At 45.2% G+C, this 1,192-nt stretch carries 1 pseudogene; it reads right to left on the reverse strand.

Annotated features, from left to right (window positions below):
- Nucleotides 1-1,192 (reverse strand): annotated as a pseudogene (locus A3757_RS26065) (hypothetical protein); the annotation flags it as partial.

Genomic DNA, 1,192 nt, shown 5'->3' on the forward strand with positions numbered 1-1,192 from the left:
CTGCAGCAAATGCTACACCAGAAGAGTCTAGATATGCTTCGTCAACCATATCACCAGAAACACCGACTGTTTCATGTACATCACCAAGTGCACGGAAAATGTCACGTGTACCTTCGTCACGATAGATACCCTTACCACTAGTGATGATACCGTCAGCACCGATGTCGCCTGTTACAGCATCATCAATCACTAACTCAACTGCGTCATTCTTGATCGCGATACCAGCACCTGCTGTTTCAATTTCATCACCAGTTACAGCAGTATCACTTACACGGATTGCTGCGATGTCTGCAATGTAGTCAGCTTCAGTGTACTCTTCGGTACCACCTTCACCGTCATCAACCTGTGTACCAATTAGTGATGCATCAGCACTTGAAGACTTAACATTAACTTGCACGTTGTCAAATACGTAGCCTGTACCTTCACGAAGACGAATAGCGCGACCGATTGTATCTAGTGTTGCATTTTCAAGCGTTGGCTTAGCAATTGGTGTGCCTGAATCGTCAGTGCTGTGCGAGTCAGCTTCGATTGCACGTGAGTCAATCTCATCATCAACAACAACTTGCTGAACGTAAACGTTTGAAAGAGTGCCGATATAACCCTGGTCAGTATCGATTGAATCATCACCTGCGTTGTAGATGTACAGACCATCAACATCAACCGTACCACCCCAAAGCTCAATACCATCATCTGCAGAACCAACGATAGCGATGTTGCTAATTTGAGTACCGCTACCAACTGAACCTAGAGACAAACCATTTAGCTCTTTGTCTTTTTCAATTGCGTAACCAGAATATTTAATGATCACGTAGTCAAGAATACCGCTGTTATCCGTTGCATCTGCTACGCCATTGATTGGGCCATATGCCTGCGTGCCAGCTTCATAAGTGCGCTCGCCTTTATTGTTTTCAGAGCTACCTAGAATTGTCAGACCACCCCATTGACCCTGATCATTCTGACCAGCAGTGCCCGCGATATCCTGTGCAGAAGTAAATATGATTGGGCTATTTTCAGCACCTTCAGCAAAAATCTGCGCACCACGGTTAATAGCAAGGTAAGAAGAACCTGTCGCACCGTACAACGTCGTACCAGCAGGAATTGTTAAAGTAGTCCCGTCTAAGAAGTTAACTTCGCCGTCGATCTTATAAGTTTGACCAGCAAGTAGTGTTACATCCTCTGCGAAGTCACCTTT

Source organism: Oleiphilus sp. HI0117, assembly GCF_001635235.1.